The organism is Rhizobium sp. 01T444, assembly GCF_056398305.1.
The window spans coordinates 486,975-502,372 of sequence record NZ_JBFTPD010000001.1 but is presented as its reverse complement, the minus strand read 5'-3'; the positions used below and the strand labels follow the sequence as shown (position 1 = coordinate 502,372).

The window sequence follows — 15,398 nt, the reverse complement described above, 5'->3', positions numbered from 1 at the left end:
CGCCCCTCCGGCAACCCTTGATCGTCTTCAATCCGCCGGCGGGTTGGCGGGATGCTCGGCATAAAAGGCCTTTGCATCCGCCGTGAATGCGGCGCGCTGGCCGGCGGTCGTGTAGAACATATGCCCGCCGCGATAGAGCTTCAGCGATACACGATTTCCCGCTAGGGACGGCGGCAAGTGATCCACCACATAACGGCTGACGCCGTAGGGCGTCACGAGATCGCTGTAGCCATGAGCGATCAGCAGATGGAAAGATGGGTTGGAGGCGAGCATCTGCCTGATATCATCGGTGGCGCTCGCCTGGAAACGTGAACCGCCGCCACGGCCGCTGCCCCACTCCCAGCGCTGGCTGACATCATTTTCGAGCAGCGTATAGGTCATCTCGGTCTTGAAGCCGAGCTCGTTGCGGGCGTAGTCGGCGAAGGCGCCGCCATAGGCGCGGGTAAAGCCGTCAAGGATCGCATCGTCGCCTCGGTCGTAATCGGATTCCGGATAAGGGTCCGGCGTGGCGAAGGCAGCGTCGTATGGGCTCATCACCTCTCCCGCCTGCTTGCCGGAATGCTTGGCGTAAGCATCGCCGAGGAAGCCGCGATTGCGGGTAACGACATCCTGCGGAATGCCCGTAAGACCGGAGATCTTGTTGTAGAAGGCTGTTGCCGCATCGCCCGTCGGCGTCGGGCCGGCAAGCGTCGTGAGATATTCGCCAAGCGCGAAACTCTCGGCATCGCGCTGGCCGGATTCGCTGAAGCTTTTGCGCCGGTCGGCTTCGGCGGCTGCCAATGAGGGAAATTCCAGCGCAGCACCCAGCGCGAACTGGTCGGCATTGAACATCAGCTGACCTTCGAGCAGCGGTGAGAGCATGACGGTGCCGGCGATGATGATGCCCTGGCTCTGCTGCAGGGCCGAAGCGACCTTGGCGGCGCGGAAGCCGCCATAGCTTTCGCCGAGCAGATATTTCGGTGAATTGCCGCGGTTGTTATGCGCCACGTAGAGGGCGATCGTCTTCGCCATCGACTGCGCGTCGGCACCGACATTATAGTAGTTCGAGGCGTCGTCGGCCTTCACCGTGCGGCTCCAGCCGGTGCCGATTGGATCGATCAGCACGAGATCGGTAAAATCGAGCCAGCTATGCGTGTTATCGACGAGCTTCGCATTGGCGCCGTCGCGGCCATCGGGCCCGAAGTCGAGTATCTTCGGCCCCACAAGGCCGAGATGCAGGAAGGCGGAAGCCGCACCAGGCCCGCCATTGAAGGCGAAGGTGACCGGCCGGTCCGGCCCGGCATCCTTGGCAACATAGGCGGTGTAGAAGATCGCAGCGTTCTGCCCGCCATCCTGACCGAAGAGATCAAGTGTGCCTGCCGTGGCCGTATAGGCGATCTTGCGTCCATCGGCCGTCGTCAACTCGTGCTCGGTAACGGAATCGCCCGGCAGCAGCTTGAGGACGCCCTCTCGGGACGAACCCTGTGCTGCAGGGGCACGGCGTTCGCCAGCCTCCTGCGCAAAGGAGAAGGTGGGTGCGAGCGTAGCGGTCAGCGCGGCGAGCAGAAGCAGGGATCGGAAGCGCAAAGGATTTTCCTCCGGTGGACCAGAATGCGGCTGAGATAGGGTAGCAGCCGCATTCCTTCGATGGAGATCAAGAGATGGTGATACGCAAGTGAGCCTGGCTCATTCATCCTTCTCGATCGTGCGTGCATTCACATGCAGCGCTCGACCGGCCCGCCACCCATTGAAGGCGGCACCAAGGCCAAGCGCGACGAAAAGCACTGCGCACCAGGCGAAGCTTCCCGTCCAGCCTCGGATCAGACCGACGATGAACGGGCCGATGGCGGCAAGCAGATAGCCCACGCACTGCGCCATGCCGGAAAGGTGAGCGGCGACATGCGGATCGCGCGAACGCAGCACGATGGCTGTCATCGCCGCGGCGATCAGCCCGCCCTGACCGATACCCTGTAGCACGGCCCAGACCCAGACGGTGGAAAGCGGCGCAAAGAGCAGGCCGAGAAGTGCGACGACGGCGAAGGCACAGAGCGTCACGTTGATGAGGCGCTGATCCTTGCCGCGTACCGCTATATGCGGCACGACGAGACAGGCGGCGGCCTGTACCATGACGGAGACCGAGACGATGCCGCCGGCCACAACACCGTCAAGACCGCGTTCACGCAGGATCGGCACCAGCCAGCCGAAGACGCAATAGGCAAGCGCCGATTGCAGGCCCATGAAAAGTGTGACCTGCCAGGCGAGCTTGTCCCGCCACAGACCTTCGACACGGAAACCGCTGCGCCGCGCCTGTCGACTGCTCGCAAAGACCTGCGGCAGCCAGATCAGCCCGACGACGAGGGCAGGCAGTGCCCAGATGGCGAGCGCGCCTTCCAGCGAGCCGCCGAGCGCATGTTCGATCGGTAGTGTCAGGCCGGCGGCACTGGCAGCGCCCGCGCAGAGCGCCATCGTATAGAAGCCGGTCATCAGAGCCGTATTCGCGGCGAAGTCGCGTTTCACCAGTCCGGGCAGCAACACGTTGCCGACGGCGATCGCAGCACCGGCAAGCGCGGTGCCGAAAAAGAGCAAAGGGACGGAGGAAAGACCGCGTAGCGCTGTACCGAACGTCAGCAGCAGGAGCACGCCGAGCAGTGTCCGCTCCGAGCCGATGCGCTGGGCAAGTCGCGGCGCCAGCGGCGAGAAGGCGCCAAGGCAGACGACGGGCAGGGTCGTCAGCAGACTGGCGCCGAGCGGCGACAGGCCGAGTTCGGTACGAATTTCCGGCAGCAGGGCGGAAGCGCTGGAAAACACGGGTCGCAGATTGAAGGCGATCAGTACGAGGCTGGCACCGAGCAGGAAGCGAGCCGTCGGGCTCTGCTTCTGCGGCGGCAGTGGCACAGGCACGCTGTCGATTTCGGCATCAATCATCGTCTCGTCGACGGCGTCGAACGAGGATGTGACATTCTGTATGGGCATCCTCATGAAAGAAGCATCCGGTCGAGCGCGGAAAGGATGGGTGCCATGAAGTCGCGCACGGCTGCATCGGCCTTGTCAGGGCTGCCGGTTTCGATGGCGTCGACGATCGACTGGTGCGCCTGCATGTCAGGCTCGGGAATCGCCTTGTCGAGTGTGGCGGCAATCGTCTCCGCGATCGAGGTGGAGAAGAAATCATAGATCTCGATCATCGCCCGGTTGTTGGAGGCGGCGATGACGGCCTTGTGGAAGGCAAGGTCGCGTTCGATGAAGCCTGCCGGATCGCCGCCTTCATAATTGCCACGTTCGTCAAGCAATGCGCGAAGCCCGGCGATGAGGCCGGGTGTCTTGCGGAGGGCGACGAGCCGCGCGCCTTCCACATCGAGCGCGCAGCGCGCCTCGAACTGGTCGCGCAGGCTGGCGCGCCGCGCCATGGTGAGCGGTCGGCTGCTATCGGTGGTCGAAAGCACATAGGTGCCGGAGCCCTGCCGCGTTTCCAAAAAGCCTTGCGAGACGAGAACGCGCACGGCCTCACGCACAGTGCCTCGACTGACCGACAGCATAGCCGAAAGCGAGGCCTCATTCGGCAGTTTCTCGCCGACAGCCCAGCGCTTGGCGAGTATCTCGCTGCGGATCTCTTCAGTGGCCGTATCGGCAAGATTGGTCTTGTTGAGAGGGTGCATGAGCATTATTCATAAAGTCATCAGATGACTTTATGAATAATGCTCTTCCGCTCGAGCGTCAACGGGGCAAAGAAAGCAATAAAAAAGGGCCGCTTTCGCGACCCTTTCCATGAGGTTTGGCCTGTAACTGGCCCGGACCGTCTTGTGCGATCCTAGGAAGGTGGGGTTTTAGAGCGAGGGCTGCCTCGCTTTCATCACCACTTCCATGCCCATTACGAGGTCCGAAAACTCATTAGACATTGGATCACCTTCCTTTCGTTACGTTGACGATAGGTCAAAAGTAGCCCGATTCCTCCGAGATGCAAGAGGAAAACGCATGGCTGTTTTTTAGCCGACGTCTGGTTATCTCATTCAATTACCTGATTTTCTGCCGCTGCGATCACGCAAATCCATATCGTTTTTGCGGAAAGTGATCTCGGTCGGCGTCAAGAATTTGTCATCTTCGCCTTGCAAATCGGGTGGGCGTTAAGTCGTTGTTAGCCGTAGCATCAGACTATCCAAGATGTTTTCAGCATTCCTGCCGCAGCAGGCGGTGGGCCGGAGCAAGAGCATGTGTCGCTGGGCTGCCTATCGCGGAGACCCCCTCTATCTGGAGGAGCTGGTATCTTCGCCCGCCCATTCCCTGATCGAGCAATCCCATTGCGCCACCCGCGCCAAGACGGCGACGAATGGCGATGGTTTCGGCATCGCCTGGTATGGTGACCGGCCTGAGCCGGGCCGCTACCGCGATATCCTGCCGGCATGGTCCGACTGTAATCTGAAGAGTCTGGCGCGGCAGATCCGTTCGCCACTATTCCTCGCCCATGTGCGGGCAGCGACCGGCGGCGGCACACGGCGCGACAACTGCCATCCTTTCACGCATGAAACCTGGTCTTTTATGCATAACGGCCAGATCTCCGGCTTCGAGCGGCTGCGTCGGCCGATGGAGACCATGCTGGATGACGAACTCTTCAATGCCCGCAGTGGCACGACGGATTCCGAGCTTCTGTTCCTGCTCGCTCTGCAGTTCGGCCTGCGGGATGCGCCGATCGCCGCTGTGGCCCAGACCATCGCCTTCGTCGAAGGCCTGGCGGAAAATATTCTCGGCTCCGTGCTGCTGCGCTTCACCGCGGCCTTCTCGGACGGCAAGTCTCTTTACGCGGTCCGCTATGCCACCGACCAGAAGGCGCCGACACTCTATGCCTCGCCGCTTGCCGAGGGTTACTGCCTCGTGTCCGAGCCGCTGAATGACGATGGTGATGCCTGGCAGGAAATACCCGATGGCAGTGCTGTGATTGTCAGCGCCGATGGTCTTGAGATCACGTCCTTCCGGCCTGAAAAGCGCGCGTCCGCAAGGCCAGAGCCTGTCTCTATTCCTGCTTAAGTCGTTCGGCGATCATCGCCGCCAGCCGATCCGCTACCTCGTCCTTGGAAAGATCGGGCCATTGCTCGATGCTGTCGCGGCGGATGAGTTTTACGCTGTTGCGCGTGCCCCCCATGATGCCGGTTGAAGGCGATACGTCATTGGCCACGATCACGTCAGCACCCTTGCGTTCCAGCTTCAGCTTGGCATTGGCCTCGACATCCTGCGTCTCTGCTGCAAAGCCGATCACCAGTTTAGGACGCATTGTGTGATGGCCGACGGTCTTGAGAATATCCGGGTTTTCCGTTAGCGCCAGCGTTGGAATGGATTCGCCCGGATGCTTCTTGAGCTTCTGGTCGGCGGCCGAAGCCACCCGCCAGTCGGCGACCGCAGCCACCATGACGGCGACATCGGCGGGAAGGGCAGCGAGCACGGCATCGCGCATCTCTTCGGCTCGCTCGACATGCACCATCCTGACGCCGGTAGGATCAGGAATGGTTACCGGGCCGGACACCAGCGTCACATCCGCGCCGAGCCGCGCCAGCGCTGCGGCAATGGCATGGCCCTGCCGGCCGGAGGAGCGGTTGGCGATGTAGCGCACTGGATCGATCGGCTCATGCGTCGGACCTGAGGTGACGATCGCTTTTTTGCCGGCAAGTGGTTTCGGACCATCATCGAGTAGGGCGTCGGCGGCCGCGGCGATTTCCAGCGGTTCGGCCATACGGCCTGTGCCGGTCTCCCGGCTTTCCGCCATCTCGCCAGAGACGGGACCGATGAAGCGGATGCCGTCGCGCCGCAATGTCTCGATATTGCGTTTCGTCGCCGGATGCGCCCACATTTTCGGGTTCATGGCAGGGGCGGCAAGCACCGGCCGATCGGTGGCGAGCAGCACCGTGGAAGCGAGGTCATCGGCAAGCCCATGCGCCATCTTCGCCATGAGATCGGCGGTGGCGGGCGCGATCAGCACCAGATCGCAGTCGCGCGCCAGCCGGATATGGCCGACATCCTGCTCGTCCTGCCGCGAAAAGAGATCGGTGAAGACATGGTCGGCCGCGAGCGCGCCGACGGCAAGCGAGGTCACGAATTCCTGCGAACCCTTCGTCATGATCGGCCGCACGGAAGCGCCGCGTTCCCGCAGGCGTCGGATAAGATCGAGGCTCTTGTAGGCGGCGATGCCGCCCGAGATGATGAGGAGGATGCGTTTGCCGCTGAGAGCCATGGTTTTTCCCGCCGCTTCTTTGACCGGACAAAACCCTAAGCCTTTGGCGGAAAACATGCAATCGCGGCACTCAGGCTTGTTTGACCCGCTTCGGCGTGAAGATCGCAATCGCCATGCCGACGCCGATCAGCTGGAGGACCGCACCGCCGGCTTCGGGCACGGTCGGCATGCGCTGTTCGAACAGAAAGCCGTAAAACAGCCCGAAGACGGTTTCCGCGACGATCAGCTGGGCGGCAAGCGCAAGCGGCAGAAGGCGCGAGGCAATCATCCAGCACAGCGTGGCAAGCCACGAGCCGGCAATGCCCATGATTGTCGCCCAGAGCACGAAGTGAAAGGTCTGCGTGCCGGTGAAGCTGACAGTCTCCCCGAGCGAGGTGAAGGGCAGGAGAACGAGTGCGCCGATGCCGGCGCCGATCCCCTGCAAGGCGGTCCAATGCATGGCGCTTGGCGCATCCTGCGACTGCATGACCGCAGCGCTCATCATCCCATAGGCGACCCAGAGCGCCAGTCCGATCAGCGCAGCGACGATGCCGAGCAGGATCTCCGGCTGATCGCTGGCGGATGTCGTGGCGAAGATCGAGACATTCACCCAGCCGATGCCGGCAGCTATCAGGATCAGCGGTAGTGCCAGTGTTCTCCAGTCGATGGATCGGTCCTTGAGATTGGCGATGATGGCAAGCAGTACAGGCATCGTGCCGATGACGAGCGGTGGAATGGCGGTGCCTGCGTAACGCACGGCATAGGAAATACTCATGAAATAACCGACATAACCGATGCTGCCGAGCGCAATGCCGGTCAGAACAAGCGACCGCCGCAATCCCACCGGACGAAAGCGCGGATTGATCATCAGGATAAGGCTGACGACGGCAAAAAGCCCGTAGCGTGCCACGGTCAGGTCGATCGCCGTATAGGGCGCAACGACGCGCGGGGCGACAAAGCTTAGCCCCCATAGCGCACAGGTGGCCAGACCGCAGAGGATGCCGATCAGCATGTGAAACTCCGAAGAGATGGGACTGGGCTCCGGCAGGAAAGGGATGTGGAGCGGTCGCGAAGAGATATCGCCTAGCCGATAGGCCCTATCGCGGGTGGAAACAAGAGTCTGCCTGCGACATCGCGGAGACAGGCTTGGCAAAAACGAGTCCAAATTGCTGCCTTCATGTCATCAATCATATGACGTAAGCGCACTTCAGTCAAAGATTGTGCGGCAGCATAGTGGGCCAACCCAAATAAAGGAGTTGCCCCATGTTTGCTGTAACCGGAATGACAGGCCAGGTCGGCGCCGCCGTTGCCGATCATCTGCTGAAGAATGGCGCCACGGTCCGTGCCGTCGTGAGAAATCCGGAAAAGGCCGCCGGCTGGAAAGAGCGGGGCTGCGAGATCGCTGTCGCCGATATGAACGACGCTGTATCGCTGACATCAGCGTTCAGAGGCGCGGAAGGTGTTTTTCTCGTCATCCCGCCGCTTTTTGATCCCGCACCGGGCTTCCCGGAGGCGAAAGGCATGCTGGCAGCACTGAAGACCGCGCTTGAGGCTGCAAGGCCCGGAAAGCTCGTCTGCCTGTCGACGGTCGGCGCACAGTCCACGCAGCCGAACTTGTTAAGCCAGCTCGGCATCGTCGAGAAGGAGCTTTCGACACTCTCCATCCCGGTCGCTTTCCTGCGCGCCGCCTGGTTCATGGAAAACGCCGCCTGGGATGTAGCGCCTGCACGCGAAACCGGCGTCATCCCGAGCTTCCTTCAGCCGCTCGACCGTGCCGTGCCGATGATTGCCGTGGATGATATCGGCGCGCTCGGTGCGAAGATGCTGCGCGAGAACTGGCAGGGTGCGCGCGTGGCGGAATTGGAAGCGCAGGAGCGCGTCAGCCCGGCCATGATTGCCGCCGCCTTCGCCAAGGTGGTCGGCGAGCCGGTGACGGCGGAAGTCGTGCCGCAGGAAAGCTGGGAAGAGCTGTTCCGTGCCCAGGGCATGAAGAACCCCGAGCCTCGCATGCGCATGCTCGACGGCTTCAACGAAGGCTGGATCGACTTTGAGGCCGGGCGTGAGAAATCGCTGAAGGGTACGACCAGCATCGAAACAGTGATCCGCGGCCTCGTTGCTGGCGCATAAGCGAAAAGGCCGCGGTCAAAAGAAACCGCGGCCATTGCTTGAGACCCTGATATCAAGGGGCTTAGAGGTTGCTCATGCCGCCGTCGATGATCAGTTCGCTGCCGACGATATAGGCAGCCTCATCCGAGGCGAAAAAGACGATGGTCTTGGCGACTTCGCTAGCATCACCGAAGCGGCCGACCGGGATCTGCGACTGGATCTGAGACGCCATCGCCTTGGAATCGGCTTCCGACATGCCGAGCTTGCCATAGAGCGGCGTGGCGATCGGGCCGGGGCTGACGGCGTTGACCCGGATGCCGCGACCGATCAGCTCGCCGGAAAGCGTCTTGGCAAGCGTCAGCAGCGCACCCTTCGTCAGCGAATAGACGCTCGAATTCGGCATGCCGATATGGGCATTGATCGAGGTATTAAGCACGATCGAAGCCTTCTTGGAGAAGATCGGCAGCAAGGCCTGGATCAGGAAGTAGGGGCCTTTGACATTGATTGCGAAAGACTTGTCGAAAGCAGCTTCGCTCCAGCCCTCGACAGGGCCGAATTCGGCGATGCCGGCATTGACGAAGAGGATGTCGAGCGTGCCGAAGGCGTTCTTCACCGTTTCGGCGACGGCGGCCTGACCGGCGACATTGCCGGCATCGGCCTGGATGACTAGAACCTTGTCGCCGAGTTCGGCGCGAGCGGCTTCCACGCTCTTTGCACTGCTGCCGGTAATAGCCACACGTGCGCCTTCGGCGATGAACTGGCGGGCGGTTTCAAGGCCGATGCCGCTGGTGCCGCCGGTAATCAGGGCTGTCTTGTTTGCGAGGCGAGTCATTGTCGTATTCCTTCTGTGTCCGTTTGGCGCTGGGCGCTTTTGATGCTGAGAGAATGCAGGAAGAAGGTCGGCGCGATAACCTGCTTGTTTCAGTAGGGATCATCAACCTGTGGCGGATAATCGCGCTTTAGTTGTCAGGTGCGGGTGATCGAGGCGCCGCCGTCGACCAATGTCGCCGTGCCGGTGACGAAGCTTGCATCGTCGGAGGCGAGGTACAGCACCGACCGGGCGAGCTCTTCCGGTGCAGCAACACGCTTCAGCGCATGCAGGTTGGTAATAAAGGCCTGCTTGTCTGACGTATCATTCATTTCGCGATACATGTCCGTATCGACAGCACCTGGCAGGATCGCGTTGACGCGGACGTTCTGCGGGCCGTATTCGGCGGCGAGCGCCTGCGTCAGGCCGATGAGGCAGGACTTGCTGGCGGCATAGGCGGCAACACCCGGGAAGGCGAAGCTGTAGCCGACGAAAGTCGAGGTGAAGACAACAGAGCCGCCGCCATGCTTGACCATTTCGGCGATCTGATGCTTGGCGGCAAGGAAGGAGGCCGTCAGGTTGATTGCCAGGGCGTCGCTGAAGCCTGCTTCGGAGACTTCGGTGCTTGGGCCGGCTTCGCCGAGCGTGCCGGCATTGTTGAAGGCGATGTCGAGCTTGCCGTAATTTTCAACGGCGGCTGCGACCAGTGCCTTGTGATAGTCTTCCGAGCGGACATCGCCGGCAACGGCCACGGCATCGCCGCCGGCAGCCTTGATTTCGGCAACGAGGCTTTCAAGCTCGGCCTGGCGGCGGGCACCGACCACGACCTTGGCTCCTTCGGCGGCAAAGAGCTTGGCGGTAACACGCCCGATGCCCGAGCTTGCGCCGGTGATAATTGCGACTTTGTTGATCAGACGATTCATTGTTCCATCTCCTGAATTTGATTGGATCGGCATTGCCGTCCCGTTTCGATGACTGGAAGATGGCATTCTTCTTTCGTTCGGATTAGTCTCCTGATCGCGGAGTTCGAATTCGGAAAAGCCGAACGATGATGAAAATCGAAGGGATCGCGGCTTTTGTTGCCGTAGTCGAGGCGGGCTCGGTGAGCGAAGCCGCGAGGCGGCTGCGTCTGTCGAAATCGGTCGTCAGCGAAAGACTGGCGGAGCTCGAAAAGACATTGGGCGCCATGCTCGTCCATCGCACTACACGCAAGCTGACCTTGACGGAGGATGGAGCCGCCTTTTTGGAGCGCGCTGGGCGCATCGTCCGCGAGATGGAAGACGCCGTGGCCGATATGGCCGAGCGCCGCGGCACGCTTTCAGGCCCGTTGCGCATTGCAGCCCCCGTCACCTTCGGTCGCCTGCATCTCGGGCCTGCCCTCTATCCGTTTTTAAAGGCGCATGCGCAGATCGCGCTGACGCTCGACATGGATGACAGGCGTGTCGATCCGGCTTCGGACGGCTATGATGCCATCATCCGCCACGGCGCCATCGCGGATACAAGGCTCGTCGCCTGGAAGCTCGCTCGCAGCCGCAGGCTGCTGGTCGCCTCGCCCGATTATATCGAGCGTCAGGGCAAGCCTGCCTCATTGTCCGATCTCAACGATCATCGTGGCGTCTTCTATACCAACCGCGGCGCAGCCGACTGGCGATTCCAGACGGATGAGGGCACGGTCATCATCCGCGCGATGCTCGGCCTCGGCATCAACAATGGCGACATGCTGCATGATGCGGCGATCGAAGGCCTCGGCATCGCACTCCTGCCGGCCTTCATTGCCGGCCCCACCGTTCGCGCAGGTCGCCTGATGGAGATCGATGTCGGCGCAAAGCCGGAGCCGGAATTCATCTACATGGCCCATCCCGAAGGCCGAAACCCCTCCGCCAAGCTGCGCGCCATCGCCGATCATCTGAAAAAGACCTTCGGTGATCCGCCCTATTGGGATCCGGACTGCTAACTCAGAAGGCCCATCAGGTTTTCGGTCACCGGAGAGCGCTGGCTGCGCAGTACCGCAAGCGCCAGCCGCGCCACGGCCGGCGGCCCCTCGATCGGGCGATAGGCGACACCGGAAAGTTTGATCTGCGAAATCGATGCAGGCACGATCGAGACACCGAGATCGGCGGCAACGAGGTTGACAACCGAAGAGATCTGCGGCGCCTCCTGAGCGACCTTCAAGTCGAAACCCGCCTCGCGGCAGGCGCGCACCACGTCGTCATAGAGACTGAGGCCGACAAGGCGCGGGAACAGGATGAAAGGTTCCTTCGCCAGCAGGGCAAGCGGCAGCGTCTTCTGCTTGGCCAGTGGATGGCTGGCCGGTAGGGCGACGACCATCGGCTCGTCCGGCAGGCGTTTCAGCCTGATGCCATCGGGATCGTTGAGGCCGGGCCGCATGAAGGTCGCATCCAATTCGCCGCGTTCCAGCTTCTGCATCAGGCCGAGTGTGTTCATCTCCGTCAGCGACAGCTGCACATCCGGCCATCGGGCCTGAAAGCGACGGATCGTCGTGCTGACGATGGGATTGAAGGCGGAGGAGGCGGTGAAGCCAAGCGACAGCCGGCCGGTCTCGCCACGATTGGCGCTTTGCGCCGCAAGCCGTGCCTTTTCGGCAGCTGCGAGCGCGGCCTTGGTTTCCGGCAGAAAGGCCGTGCCGGCCGCCGTCAGCTCCGCCCCGTGCGGCACGCGATGAAAGAGCATGGCGCCGATTTCAGTTTCGAGATCGCGGATCTGCTGGCTGAGCGGTGGCTGGCCGATGCCGAGGCGCGCGGCCGCCCGCGTGAAATTGCCCTCTTCGGCCACTGCCAGAAAATACCTCAGATGCCGCAGCTCCATTGCTATCTCCAAAACCTATCAAGATCGCCTGTTTCATATATTGGACAAATAGAGGCGTCCTGACTAAATCGGAGGGCAGGAAGGAATTGAGAATGTCCGACACTGCAATCCAAGACGTTGCCGACCTGAAAACGGCCGACAGGAAACAGTCCAAGGAATATCTGACCCGCGGCACCGGGGCCTATCGCCGCGCCAGCCTGGCGCTCTTCCTCTCGGGCTTTGCCACCTTCTCGTTGCTCTATTGCGTGCAGCCGCTGCTACCGATCTTCGCGCAGGAATTTGCCGTCAGCCCTGCCGTAAGCTCGTTGGCACTGTCGCTGTGCACCGGTTTCCTGGCGATCGCCATCGTCTGCGCCGCCGCTGTCTCGGAAGGGCTTGGCCGTCGCAGCCTCATGTCGATCTCGCTGGTCTGCGCTGCCGTATTGACGATCGCCACCGCCTTTGCGCCGAACTGGCATCTGATGCTGGTCATCCGCGCCCTGCAGGGCTTCGTGCTCGGCGGCGTTCCGGCCGTCGCTATGGCCTATCTCGCGGAGGAAATCGACCCGCGCGGCCTTGGCGCCACCATGGGCCTCTATGTCGGCGGCACGGCCTTCGGCGGCATGTCGGGGCGGGTGCTGACGGGCATTTTCGCCGAATATCTCTCCTGGCGGCCGGCTCTGTTCCTGATCGGCGCAATCGGCCTTGCCGCCGCGATCGGCTTTATCGCGCTGCTGCCGCCCTCGCGCAATTTCGTGCGCCGCGCCGGCTTTGACCCTCAGTTCCACTTGAAGGCATGGATGAGGCATCTCAGTAATCCGGCGCTACCCTTCATCTTCGCCATTGCCTTCTTCGCGATGGGATCCTTCGTGACAATCTACAACTACGCCGGCTTTCGCCTCGTCGCGCCGCCCTATGAGCTGAACCAGACCGAACTCGGCCTGATCTTCACCGTGTACTTGTTCGGTATCGGCGCCTCCTCCGTCGGTGGCATTCTGGGCGATCGGCTCGGCCATTTTACCGTGCTCCTGGCCGGTATCGTCATCACTGCCGCAGGCTGCGCTCTGACGTTGGCGGCCTCCCTGCCGCTCATCATCCTCGGCATCGTCGTGCTGACCAGCGGTTTCTTCATGAGCCATTCGGTAGCAAGTGGTCTGGTCGGTAAACTCGCCGCCGGCACCAAGGGCCACGCCTCCTCGCTTTACATGCTTGCCTATTACGTCGGCTCCAGCGTCATGGGCTCGGCCGGCGGCTGGTTTTGGGCGATGGAGGGATGGGCGGCGATCGTGATCTTCACGCTGGTCATGATGGCATTCGCTCTCCTGTCAGCACTCGCCGCTCGCCGGCTCGCTCGACGCCCGTCTTGACTTCCGGCCTGTGACGATTAATTTAACTTTTAGGTTAAATAAGAGTCGGAGGAGCATTGTGAAGAAGATCTATCATGGAAGCTGCCATTGCGGCGCCGTCGCCTATGAGGCCGGGCTCGACCTTTCGGCTGGCACTTTCAAGTGCAATTGCTCTGTTTGCCGCAAGAAACGCAGCTGGCTGGCGATCGCTCAGCCCGCTGACTTCCGGCTGGTGTCGGGCAGGGACGGGTTGCGTGAATATCTTTTCGGCTCCGGCTCGATCCATCATCTTTTCTGCGAGAATTGCGGCGTGGCTTCCTTTGCCCGCAACGACAACGAGACGATCGGCCCCTTCATCGCCATCGCCGTCAGTTGCCTCGACGATGCCAGCGCCGAAGAGCTTGCCGCCGCCCCGGTCGCCTATTTTGATGGCATGCACGATCGCTATGACGCCGCGCCGGCCGAAACGCGGCATCTGTGACGACGGCGATCAGTCAAGCCGGATATAGGGCACGTCCTTCTTCGTCACCTCGTCCAGCGCTTCGTCATAACCAGCATCGGCATAACGCATGACGCCGAGAGCCGTATCGTTGGTCAGCGCATGGTTTAAGCGCTCGTCGGCGGCTTCCGAGCCGTCGGCCACGACCGTGACGCCGCAGCTCGTCATGTAACCGGCATAACCGCCGCCGCCGGAATGGACGACGACGAGATCGGCCATCGAGGAGCATAGCAACATCGCATCGATGAGCGGCCAGTCGGCGATGGCATCCGAACCATCCTTCATCCGCTCGGTCATGATGTTCGGATGCGCCATGGCGCCAGCATCGAGATGGTCGCGCGAGAAGGCGACCGGACCCTTGAGCTCGCCATTGGCGACCAGCTCGTTGACTCGCCGCGCCAGCGCCGTTCGCTCGCCGTGGCCGAGCCAGGCGATACGGGCCGGCAGTCCCTCGAAGGGAATATGCTCGCGCGCCAGCCGGATCCAGTTAGTGATGATCTTGTTGTCGGGAAACATCTCGAGCAGCAGATCGTCGATACGGGCGATATCGCTCTCCTCGCCCGAAAGTGCCATCCACCGGAACGGGCCGATGGCGCGGGCAAAAAGCGGGCGCAGATAGGCTTCCGTGAAGATCGGAATGTCGAAGGCATTGGCGACGCCGCCCTCGCGCGCCTGGGTGCGGATGAGATTGCCGTTGTCGAAGACCTCGGCACCGCGCTTCTGGAATTCCAGCATCGCGGTAACATGTTCGACGATCGAGGCGCGGCTGGCGGCCATCAGCTGGCCCTGGCCGTCATCGCGCAGGCCCTTCGCCTGATCGATACTCATGCCCTTCGGTACATAGCCATAGACGAGATCATGCGCCGAGGTCTGGTCGGTGACGACATCGGGCACGATGCCGCGCCGGGCAATTTCCGGATAGATCTCGGCCGCATTGCCGACGAGACCGACGGAGAGTGCCCGCTTTTCCTTGACCGCGGCATCGATCATCGCAAGCGCGCTGTCGAGATCGGGCGCAATCTCCTGCAGGTAACCGATCTGCTGGCGCTTGCGGGCGCGTTCCGGATCGATGTCGATGCAGAGGATCGCTGCCCCCGCCATGCGGCCAGCAAGCGGCTGCGCGCCGCCCATGCCGCCAAGCCCGGCCGTCAGCACGAAGCGGCCGGCGAGATCGCCGCCGAAACGACGCTCGGCGATGCGCATGAAGATCTCATAGGTACCCTGGATGACGCCCTGGCTGCCGATATATTGCCAGGCGCCGGCCGTCAGCCCGCCCCAGCAGATCAGGCCCTTGCGTTGCAGCTCGTAGAAGACCTCGGCCTTCGCCCATTGGCCGACGATGTTGCAATTCGCCATGATGACGAGCGGCGCCTTGGCATGGGTCTTCACGAGGCCGATAGGCTTGCCGGACTGGATGAGCAGCGTCTGGTCCTCATCCATTTCGGTGAGCGCCTTGACGATGCCCCGATGCGCCGCCCAGTTGCGCGCCGCCTTGCCGAGAGCGGCATAGACGACAAGATTATCAGGATCTTCGCCGACCGAGAGCACGTTTTCCAGAAGCCGCAGCAGCGCTTCCTGCCGCCAGCCCTTGGCGCGCAGCTCCGGCCCGCCGGGAATCGGAAATTTCGGATGGCGTGGATTGGCCTTCGGCATCTTGGGTTC

Annotated in this window: 14 protein-coding genes; 5 read left to right on the top strand and 9 right to left on the bottom strand. The window is 62.0% G+C overall.

The window, feature by feature from the left end; translation table 11 throughout:
- Positions 1-27: 27 nt before the first annotated feature.
- The 3 genes from AC1DTN_RS02420 to AC1DTN_RS02410 all read right to left on the bottom strand — a co-directional run bounded on the left by AC1DTN_RS02420 (position 28) and on the right by AC1DTN_RS02410 (position 3,632).
- Positions 28-1,566: a S10 family peptidase gene (locus tag AC1DTN_RS02420; protein ID WP_477919843.1), complete on the bottom strand. Its 1,539-nt coding sequence runs from the start codon at positions 1,564-1,566 to the stop codon at positions 28-30.
- 99 nt (positions 1,567-1,665) lie between these two features.
- A complete protein-coding gene (locus tag AC1DTN_RS02415) occupies positions 1,666-2,958 on the bottom strand; it encodes a CynX/NimT family MFS transporter (protein WP_477919842.1) in 1,293 nt (430 codons plus the stop codon).
- Positions 2,955-3,632 carry a FadR/GntR family transcriptional regulator gene (locus tag AC1DTN_RS02410; RefSeq protein WP_477919840.1) on the bottom strand — a complete coding sequence of 226 codons (678 nt, stop codon included), beginning with the start codon at positions 3,630-3,632 and terminating at the stop codon, positions 2,955-2,957. The genes AC1DTN_RS02415 and AC1DTN_RS02410 overlap by 4 nt, the downstream gene beginning before the upstream one ends.
- A gap of 550 nt (positions 3,633-4,182) precedes the next feature.
- Here AC1DTN_RS02410 and AC1DTN_RS02405 point away from each other — a divergent pair.
- A complete protein-coding gene (locus AC1DTN_RS02405; protein ID WP_477919839.1) occupies positions 4,183-4,995 on the top strand; it encodes a class II glutamine amidotransferase in 813 nt (270 codons plus the stop codon).
- Here the strand turns inward: AC1DTN_RS02405 and coaBC are convergent.
- Together coaBC and AC1DTN_RS02395 are read right to left on the bottom strand one after the other, a co-directional pair.
- The gene (gene coaBC / locus AC1DTN_RS02400; RefSeq protein WP_477919838.1) at positions 4,982-6,193 is read right to left on the bottom strand and encodes a bifunctional phosphopantothenoylcysteine decarboxylase/phosphopantothenate--cysteine ligase CoaBC; all 1,212 of its coding nucleotides are present in this window, start codon (positions 6,191-6,193) and stop codon (positions 4,982-4,984) included. The genes AC1DTN_RS02405 and coaBC overlap by 14 nt on opposite strands.
- A 70-nt stretch (positions 6,194-6,263) precedes the next feature.
- Positions 6,264-7,184 (bottom strand): DMT family transporter, encoded by a 921-nt coding sequence (locus tag AC1DTN_RS02395; protein WP_439017154.1) that lies wholly within the window; start codon positions 7,182-7,184, stop codon positions 6,264-6,266.
- 251 nt (positions 7,185-7,435) lie between these two features.
- On the opposite strand from AC1DTN_RS02395, the gene AC1DTN_RS02390 reads away from it, so the two are divergent.
- Positions 7,436-8,299, top strand: coding sequence for an NmrA family NAD(P)-binding protein (locus tag AC1DTN_RS02390; protein WP_477919837.1), 864 nt, complete (start codon positions 7,436-7,438; stop codon positions 8,297-8,299).
- 61 nt (positions 8,300-8,360) lie between these two features.
- On the opposite strand, the gene AC1DTN_RS02385 is transcribed toward AC1DTN_RS02390, so the two are convergent.
- Both AC1DTN_RS02385 and AC1DTN_RS02380 read right to left on the bottom strand, forming a co-directional pair.
- Positions 8,361-9,110, bottom strand: a complete 750-nt coding sequence (locus tag AC1DTN_RS02385) for an SDR family oxidoreductase (RefSeq protein ID WP_113182173.1) — start codon at positions 9,108-9,110, stop codon at positions 8,361-8,363.
- Between the two features lie 134 nt (positions 9,111-9,244).
- Positions 9,245-10,009, bottom strand: a complete 765-nt coding sequence (locus AC1DTN_RS02380; RefSeq protein WP_477919836.1) for an SDR family oxidoreductase — start codon at positions 10,007-10,009, stop codon at positions 9,245-9,247.
- 125 nt (positions 10,010-10,134) lie between these two features.
- Here AC1DTN_RS02380 and AC1DTN_RS02375 point away from each other — a divergent pair, with 125 nt between their 5' ends.
- Positions 10,135-11,040 carry a LysR family transcriptional regulator gene (locus AC1DTN_RS02375; RefSeq protein ID WP_477919835.1) on the top strand — a complete coding sequence of 302 codons (906 nt, stop codon included), beginning with the start codon at positions 10,135-10,137 and terminating at the stop codon, positions 11,038-11,040.
- On the opposite strand, the gene AC1DTN_RS02370 is transcribed toward AC1DTN_RS02375, so the two are convergent.
- Complete coding sequence (locus AC1DTN_RS02370) at positions 11,037-11,912, bottom strand: LysR family transcriptional regulator (protein WP_442205993.1); 876 nt, start codon at positions 11,910-11,912, stop codon at positions 11,037-11,039. The two genes, AC1DTN_RS02375 and AC1DTN_RS02370, sit on opposite strands and share 4 nt — an antisense overlap.
- 92 nt (positions 11,913-12,004) lie before the next feature.
- Here AC1DTN_RS02370 and AC1DTN_RS02365 point away from each other — a divergent pair, with 92 nt between their 5' ends.
- Both AC1DTN_RS02365 and AC1DTN_RS02360 read left to right on the top strand, forming a co-directional pair.
- The gene (locus AC1DTN_RS02365; RefSeq protein WP_477919834.1) at positions 12,005-13,258 is read left to right on the top strand and encodes an MFS transporter; all 1,254 of its coding nucleotides are present in this window, start codon (positions 12,005-12,007) and stop codon (positions 13,256-13,258) included.
- 58 nt (positions 13,259-13,316) lie between these two features.
- The gene (locus AC1DTN_RS02360; RefSeq protein WP_442205995.1) at positions 13,317-13,718 is read left to right on the top strand and encodes a GFA family protein; all 402 of its coding nucleotides are present in this window, start codon (positions 13,317-13,319) and stop codon (positions 13,716-13,718) included.
- 9 nt (positions 13,719-13,727) lie between these two features.
- Here the strand turns inward: AC1DTN_RS02360 and AC1DTN_RS02355 are convergent, their stop codons facing one another.
- Positions 13,728-15,389 (bottom strand): urocanate hydratase, encoded by a 1,662-nt coding sequence (locus AC1DTN_RS02355; protein WP_477919833.1) that lies wholly within the window; start codon positions 15,387-15,389, stop codon positions 13,728-13,730.
- Between the last annotated feature and the right edge of the window lie 9 nt (positions 15,390-15,398).

Excerpts from the sequence above, each read along its gene's own strand:
- AC1DTN_RS02415 (WP_477919842.1), bottom strand. The coding sequence starts at position 2,958 with ATGAGGATGCCCATACAGAATGTCACATCCTCGTTCGACGCCGTCGAC.
- AC1DTN_RS02410 (WP_477919840.1), bottom strand. The coding sequence starts at position 3,632 with ATGCACCCTCTCAACAAGACCAATCTTGCCGATACGGCCACTGAAGAG.
- AC1DTN_RS02405 (WP_477919839.1), top strand. The coding sequence starts at position 4,183 with ATGTGTCGCTGGGCTGCCTATCGCGGAGACCCCCTCTATCTGGAGGAG.
- coaBC (WP_477919838.1), bottom strand. The coding sequence starts at position 6,193 with ATGGCTCTCAGCGGCAAACGCATCCTCCTCATCATCTCGGGCGGCATC.
- AC1DTN_RS02395 (WP_439017154.1), bottom strand. The coding sequence starts at position 7,184 with ATGCTGATCGGCATCCTCTGCGGTCTGGCCACCTGTGCGCTATGGGGG.
- AC1DTN_RS02390 (WP_477919837.1), top strand. The coding sequence starts at position 7,436 with ATGTTTGCTGTAACCGGAATGACAGGCCAGGTCGGCGCCGCCGTTGCC.
- AC1DTN_RS02385 (WP_113182173.1), bottom strand. The coding sequence starts at position 9,110 with ATGACTCGCCTCGCAAACAAGACAGCCCTGATTACCGGCGGCACCAGC.
- AC1DTN_RS02380 (WP_477919836.1), bottom strand. The coding sequence starts at position 10,009 with ATGAATCGTCTGATCAACAAAGTCGCAATTATCACCGGCGCAAGCTCG.
- AC1DTN_RS02375 (WP_477919835.1), top strand. The coding sequence starts at position 10,135 with ATGATGAAAATCGAAGGGATCGCGGCTTTTGTTGCCGTAGTCGAGGCG.
- AC1DTN_RS02370 (WP_442205993.1), bottom strand. The coding sequence starts at position 11,912 with ATGGAGCTGCGGCATCTGAGGTATTTTCTGGCAGTGGCCGAAGAGGGC.
- AC1DTN_RS02365 (WP_477919834.1), top strand. The coding sequence starts at position 12,005 with ATGTCCGACACTGCAATCCAAGACGTTGCCGACCTGAAAACGGCCGAC.
- AC1DTN_RS02355 (WP_477919833.1), bottom strand. The coding sequence starts at position 15,389 with ATGCCGAAGGCCAATCCACGCCATCCGAAATTTCCGATTCCCGGCGGG.